Source organism: Methanosarcina sp. A14, from assembly GCF_001729375.1.
GTDB lineage: Archaea > Halobacteriota > Methanosarcinia > Methanosarcinales > Methanosarcinaceae > Methanosarcina > Methanosarcina barkeri.
This window is the reverse complement of the sequence record NZ_LZPK01000295.1, coordinates 1-6433: the sequence shown is the minus strand read 5'-3', so window position 1 is coordinate 6433 and position 6433 is coordinate 1. Positions and strand designations below refer to the sequence as shown.

The following is a 6433-nucleotide window of genomic DNA, read 5'->3' as shown; positions in this document are numbered from 1 at the left end:
CAATTCAATTTTTAAATCCATAACATTTCAGAATTGTTCTTATGACCAGAAACTCGTTTGAATATTCGAAATATGAAATCCAGAAGAGCAATTTGAGTTTCGGAATCAGTTCATAGATAATTTTAAAAAAGTAATTTCCCGTATAGGACTTAAATTTCATATAGAAAGGCCTTTTAGTACTAAAAGCCTTTTAGTATTTTTGACAGGCGAGTAAAAATGTACACTGAAAGCGATAACCTTCAGGATTACCTCAAAAAGAGTGAAATCATAGACTTTGATAACAAGCTGATCGTTGATAAGTGCCTCGAACTACAAAAAGGCACCAGAGACGAAATAAGTCTGATTAAAAGGGTTTATGAGTTCGTCCGGGACGAGATTCATCACACCGGCGATATAGGAGAAATGACCGTTACCTGCAAGGCATCAGAAGTTCTGGAAGCCGGCCACGGAATATGTTGTGCCAAAGCCCACCTGTTTGCAGCCATGTTGAGATATTTCGAGGTGCCGGCTGGGTTCTGTTATCAGAAACTTTCTTCAAGTCGGGACGTTAACATAAAATTCTTGCACGGCTTAAACGCGGTATATTTAAAGGACCTGGATAAATGGATAAGATTGGATGCAAGAGGCAACAAACCAGGCCGTAATGCTCAGTTTTCCATATACGAAGAAAAAATTTCCAAGAAAGTAAATAAAGACCTTGGGGAAGAAGATAGTCCAGTAATCTTCGCAGAACCCAATCCTACTGTTATTGAAATATTAAAGACAAGTAAAGATATGAAAGAATTGTGGGATCAATGGGACCTTAGTTTGAAAGAGTTGTTTAAAATTTAAGGTTAATCAGGAGAGCCTGAGGGAAGCATTGGAGGGAGCTCTGGAGGAGGCGTTGGAATGAGCTTTAAGGGAAAGGATTCAGGGAAACTTAAGAATAGCTTCAAAGATATTTAGGGGAGCCTCAGAGATTCAAGGGAACCTCAGAGATTCAAGGGAACCTCAGAGGTTCAAGGAAGGAGAGCTGGTAGCTTTTAAATCAACCCTTTTGATTCTAGAAATTCAAGGGCTTCTACGGTCCCGCCCCCAAAGGAATCTTCTGTCACATAATCCGCGGCTTCCTTTATTATTTCGTCCCCGTTTCCAACAGCAATCCCAAAACCTGAGACTTCAAACATTTCTAAATCGTTTTCGGAATCTCCTATGGCTACAAAATCTTTGGATTTTAAGCCCATCATGCCCGCAAGCTTCTGAAGACCTACTCCTTTATTGATTTTCGTACTCTTGAGATGGATGGCATATTTGGTATCAACCATTTCGATGTCTAGGTTCTGGCTTTTGAGAAGGTTTCTGGCTTTTTTGAGATCAAAGTCTCTCTTGAGGGCGATCTCAGTTTTTCGATATAAAGGATCAAGTTTAGTGAGCTTGAAATATTCGGAAAGAAAAGAATAGGCTTTCTCGCACTCCTCAAGGCTTTCCTCAAAAGTACCCTGCAAATCGAAGCGGATAGCAATAGCCCCTCCGTTTTCTGCGATTACCGCCCCATCCAGGCCGATAAGCATTGAAGCTGTCCTTGCATAACATAGGGTATTTCCTGTGGCAAGCACGACCGGAATTTTAAGAGAACGGATCTTTTTCATGGCCTCCAGATGAAGTTCCCTTTTCTCGCAGGTGATTGTACCGTCTATATCGGCAACAATAGCTTTGAATTTCATAAAAAAGATTTGGTACGGGTAGATAAAATGTTTCCCTACCCGGCTTTGAATACATCTACCATTTACTGATCGTTTACTTCAATGTCATTTGCTTCTTAATACGCCTGGTTCTTACTTATACTGGTCTGAGTTCTCTTGGTCTGAGCCCTCTTGATCCTGAGTCTCACTTGGTCCGGTTTGAGTCTCACTGTTTGAGTCTCACTGATCTGTGAGTCCGGCTGTAGTAACTGCGATAACAGCTTCTCCTTCGGGCAGGTTGGGAGAGTCCACCAGACGTATGATCCTTTTGTCTCCTTTAGATTTCCGCAGGTAAAGTCTGAAGGTTGCTGTGTGTCCTACAACGTGACCTCCAACAGGCCTTGTAGGGTCACCAAAGAAAGCATCGGGTTTTGCCATGACCTGATTTGTTACAACCACGCAGGCATTGAATAAGTCCCCGAAGCGGAGCAGGCCGTGCATGTGCTTGTTGAGTTTCTGCTGCCGGTCGGCAAGGGTTCCCCTTCCCACATACTCAGCCCTGAAATGAGCCATAAGCGAATCAACAATCAGCAGGCGAACGGGTTTTCCCATCTCCCTAAGCTCATTTGCCAGGTCTGTTGCAGAGTCAACAAGAAGGATCTGGTGATTGGAATTGTATGCTCTGGCGACATGGATATTTTGGAGGAACTCTTCTGGGTCAAGCTCCATGCCGTATTTTTCGGAAAGCCCTTTTACCATCTGTGCAATCCTTTCAGGTCTGAAAGTGTTTTCAGTGTCTATGATGATAACCGAACCGTTAAGCCCTCCGTGTTCCCTGTCCATCTGGACATTGACTGCAAACTGGTGGGCCAGCTGGGTCTTTCCTGAACCGAATTCTCCGTACAGTTCGGTAATTGCCTGGGTTTCTATGCCCCCACCCATCATTTCGTCAAATTCCATACAACCGGTCGTCAGCTTGCCTACCATTTTCCGCCTTTCAAGCACGACGTCTCCGGTCTCAAAACCTCCAATATCGGCAGCTTGCCTTGCAGCATTGATGATTTTTGCAGCCGTTGATTCCCCGATTTCGGCTGTAGTTGCAAGTTCAGAAGGAGAGGCAACAGCCACTGCTTCAATGGTGTTAAATCCAGCTTCTTTGAGTTTTTCTGCGGTTGCAGGGCCAACTCCGGGCAGCTCTTCGAGTGTTATTTGGCTCATTACAAATTCTCCTAAGATGCACATGTTTGTATAAGGTGCATAACAGTTGCTCAACAATGGTTTTGCAGGTATAAATAACTAGAGGAAGCGAGGTGAAAGTGTTCTAAAGCGCCTCTAAAACACGGTTATATTACCGGAAAACCAGGCAAATAGAGAGAAAAAAGAAGGCTTTTTTGACACTCACATTTAAAAAAGTCGAAGAAAAATCAGAGGAAAAAGAAGAGAAATAAGGAGAAGGAAGAAAAAGAAAGAAAATACAAGAAAAAAGAGAAAAATACAAGAAAAAGAAAGGAAAAAGTATAGAAAAGAAAATGGAAGAAAAGCAGAAAAAAGAAGAAAAAGAGAGGAAATGAGTGAAAATTTCCAAAAAGCTGGGAAAAAACCAAAAATTCTTTTTACTTGGTGGATTATCACCCATCATGCCAAAGGTCGCAGTCGGCGGTACGTTTCAGTATTTTCATGACGGCCACGCCAAACTGATTGAAAAAGCATTTGAGATAGCAAAGGATGGAAAAGTCCACATAGGCCTTACCTCGGATGAGATGCTAAGTAAAAGCCATAGCGTCGATAATTATGAAAAAAGGAGGAACTGGCTGCTGCAATACATAAAAGAAATGGGAATCCCAGACGACAGATATGAAATTACAAAGCTGAATAACCCCTACGGCCCTGCTCTCGAAGAGGATTTTGATTATATAATTGTATCTCCAGAGACTTATCCGGTCGCCCTTAAAATGAACCGCATCAGGGAAGAGAAAGGAAAGAAGCCCCTCAAAATCGAATACGTTGAGTATGTAATGGCTGAAGATGGAATCCCGATTTCCTCAACAAGGATTGCAAAAGGGGAGATTGACAGGCACGGCAGATTGAAAAAGAACATTAAGCATTGTAACAAGAATTGAGTACTAAGAATTGAACACTAAGTAGTTTCACTAACACTAAACGATTAGATCTTATAATAATAGATTAAAGTAGCTATAAATTAGGACAGAGCCATAAAGTGATAATATGCCCAGAGAATTTACACCGAAGGACATTGAGATTTTTAACAAGCTTGCTCCCGAAGCCAGAGGAAGCTTAATTTCCAGGGAAGCAGGGCACCAGTTTCCTTTTATCCTGCGTCCGGTATCACATAAGTTTGCTGAGTCTTCTGAAGATTTCAGAAAAAGACTGGAGAGACTGGACCCTGAGGAACTTGATTACCTCGTAGGGCTTGCCCTTGAAGGAAAGGAGGATGTTCGATCCCTGGACGAAGACCTTGAAGAGTTGGTTTCAGTAGTCTCCGAGAAGCTGTCTCCTGAAAAGGCAAAGCAGCTAAAAGATTTTGTGGGAATTTTCTAAAAGGACAGTTGAAAATGCCCTCGAAAGATCTACTTTTCGGAACCGCAGGAATTCCGAGAAGCTCAAAAGGAACAAGTAGTATCTCAGGAATCAAACGGATCAGGGAACTTGGCCTTGACTGTATGGAGCTTGAATTTGTCCAGGGAGTACGCATGGGCGAAAAAGGGGCAAAAAACGTCCTGGAAGCTGCAAATGACGAAGAGGTAGCCCTGAGCGTCCATGCCCCGTATTATATCAACCTGAATTCTTATGAAGAAAAAAAATTAAAAGCCAGCCTGGAAAGAATTTACAATGCCGCAAAAATAGGTAGTCTCTGCGGAGCCGAATCAATCGTACTGCATGCCGGATTTTATCAGAAAAGCAGCAAAAAAAGCACCTTTGAGAGCATATCAAAAGCCCTCAACGAACTTACCGGAAAATTCCGGGAAGAAGGAATACCTGCAGTCCTGCGCCCTGAAACTATGGGCAAACGTACACAATTTGGAACGCTTGAAGAAGTGCTTTCGCTAAGTGCAGAAATAGAAGGAGTCATGCCCTGCATTGATTTTTGCCATCTGCATGCGAGGGAAGGAAAGGAAAACTCTTACTCTGAGTTTACGGAAATTCTATCAAAAGTAGAGGAAAGCCTTGGAAAGGAAGGACTTTCGAACATGCACATGCATGTCTCAGGAGTTGAGTACGGCACGAGTGGAGAAAAGAGGCATCTGCCTTTGAAAGAATCTGATTTAAATTATCCCGAGCTTATAAAAACTTTAAAAGAATTCAAAGCCCAAGGAAGGGTCATACTTGAGAGTCCTATTCTTGAAGAAGACGCACTTATGTTGAGGATGCTTTATAAAGAGATATAATTTTGATTTTAGAATCTTTTTAAAATTTACCTGGGTGCTCATAACCCAAACAAAAATGTATCCGATATTCCGGATAAAACTCTAATATATTTTTTATTTTTTGTTTAAGCTTTTTAGAAAATAGCTTACAGGTAAAAGAGATTAATATGTACCTGACATTGCAAGCACATATTACTCAAAATAATATTAAGGATGCATTTTAAGCAAGTCCAATTGAGAAAGCGATTCCTGTATATTATTGAATACCGCTCCAACTGTATTGCTTACCGCTATATTGATACTTACCCTTTTTAGCCTCACGCTTTGCTAAATACGTTGCCTTGTATTTAATCACTAAGTAAACTCCAGCCAGGCCCACAAGAATGTAGACCAGCCGCGAGAGAATGGATTTTTTTCCAAATATAGCCGCTACCAGATTGAAGTTCAGGAGCCCTACAAGACCCCAGTTAAGAGCCCCTATTATTGTTAGCAGCTTAGCCGGAATGTATAGAGTATTATCCGTAAGCATTTTATGCATTTTACGCATCTTTATCAAACCTCCCCACTGAAATAGAGCACTCACAAAGGACAGATCATCTTTTTCTGACTTGGGAAACTCCAGGCTTTTGGATGATCCAATCACTTGCTCTCGTAAACAATGTTGGAGCTAAGATATTATGAATCTATTCCTTAACCTTCTATCCTTAACCTGCTATCGGGCGTAAAAAAAATAAATTTCAAGATACTCATCTCGATATACCCATCTATTGAAGCGTACTCAAGAAGGAATAGTAAAGCTGTAGGATTAACCTCAAATAATGTGAATACCTTAGAAACCACCCTTAAATCAAGAGCCATTTACCCATTTGACATAATGATGCAGACTCATTACAACCTGATTCAGTACTTATTGGTTAAAGCATATCAACCTGCCTTCGCTTATTTCACTTCACGATTCTTACGATGGTTCCACTTTATGTTCTTCATAGTATTCTTATCCCATCCAATTATCAAAGCCAGGTTCCTTGGAGTTCTTGATATTATCATGTGAGCTTCACACGCAAATGTTATCATTTATGAATGAACCTGTTCATGATTTAAAATGGACTAAATTTGTACCAAAGTTAAGGTCAGCCTGTGACCATCCTGAAAACACCCTTGCAACGCTGTCAAGTCACAGGACCTAGCAAATCCAGCCATTTTGAGCATATGAGTACGTCATCCCACAGGAAAACTTTCTAGGGTGATACATTTCTCAACCCGACATACAATACTTCAAAATATCACTTAATGGAGGAAGTATCTGACCTCCTTTTGCATGTTTTCACTCTGAACCAATTCTTTGGAGTAGAGAACCAGAATCAAAAGAGCTAAATGAAATACCAG

Annotated in this window: 7 protein-coding genes; 4 read left to right on the top strand and 3 right to left on the bottom strand. The window is 41.2% G+C overall.

Annotation, left to right across the window (positions count from 1 at the left end; translation table 11 throughout):
- Positions 1–216: 216 nt before the first annotated feature.
- Positions 217–831: a transglutaminase family protein gene (locus A9239_RS13340; RefSeq protein ID WP_048117136.1), complete on the top strand. Its 615-nt coding sequence runs from the start codon at positions 217–219 to the stop codon at positions 829–831.
- A 191-nt stretch (positions 832–1022) separates the two neighbouring features.
- Here A9239_RS13340 and A9239_RS13335 read toward each other — a convergent pair whose 3' ends face one another.
- Both A9239_RS13335 and radA read right to left on the bottom strand, forming a co-directional pair.
- Complete coding sequence (locus A9239_RS13335; RefSeq protein WP_048117133.1) at positions 1023–1703, bottom strand: phosphoglycolate phosphatase; 681 nt, start codon at positions 1701–1703, stop codon at positions 1023–1025.
- A gap of 198 nt (positions 1704–1901) precedes the next feature.
- Positions 1902–2879: a DNA repair and recombination protein RadA gene (gene radA, locus A9239_RS13330; RefSeq protein WP_048117131.1), complete on the bottom strand. Its 978-nt coding sequence runs from the start codon at positions 2877–2879 to the stop codon at positions 1902–1904.
- A 419-nt stretch (positions 2880–3298) separates the two neighbouring features.
- Between radA and A9239_RS13320 the strand changes: the two genes are divergently transcribed.
- From A9239_RS13320 to A9239_RS13310, 3 genes are all read left to right on the top strand, one after another.
- Positions 3299–3781 (top strand): phosphopantetheine adenylyltransferase, encoded by a 483-nt coding sequence (locus A9239_RS13320; RefSeq protein ID WP_048117125.1) that lies wholly within the window; start codon positions 3299–3301, stop codon positions 3779–3781.
- Between the two features lie 106 nt (positions 3782–3887).
- A complete protein-coding gene (locus A9239_RS13315; protein WP_048117123.1) occupies positions 3888–4220 on the top strand; it encodes a hypothetical protein in 333 nt (110 codons plus the stop codon).
- A 14-nt stretch (positions 4221–4234) separates the two neighbouring features.
- The gene (locus A9239_RS13310; protein WP_048117121.1) at positions 4235–5068 is read left to right on the top strand and encodes a TIM barrel protein; all 834 of its coding nucleotides are present in this window, start codon (positions 4235–4237) and stop codon (positions 5066–5068) included.
- Between the two features lie 235 nt (positions 5069–5303).
- Here A9239_RS13310 and A9239_RS13305 read toward each other — a convergent pair whose 3' ends face one another.
- Positions 5304–5594 carry a DUF378 domain-containing protein gene (locus tag A9239_RS13305; protein ID WP_176722155.1) on the bottom strand — a complete coding sequence of 97 codons (291 nt, stop codon included), beginning with the start codon at positions 5592–5594 and terminating at the stop codon, positions 5304–5306.
- Positions 5595–6433: the final 839 nt, after the last annotated feature.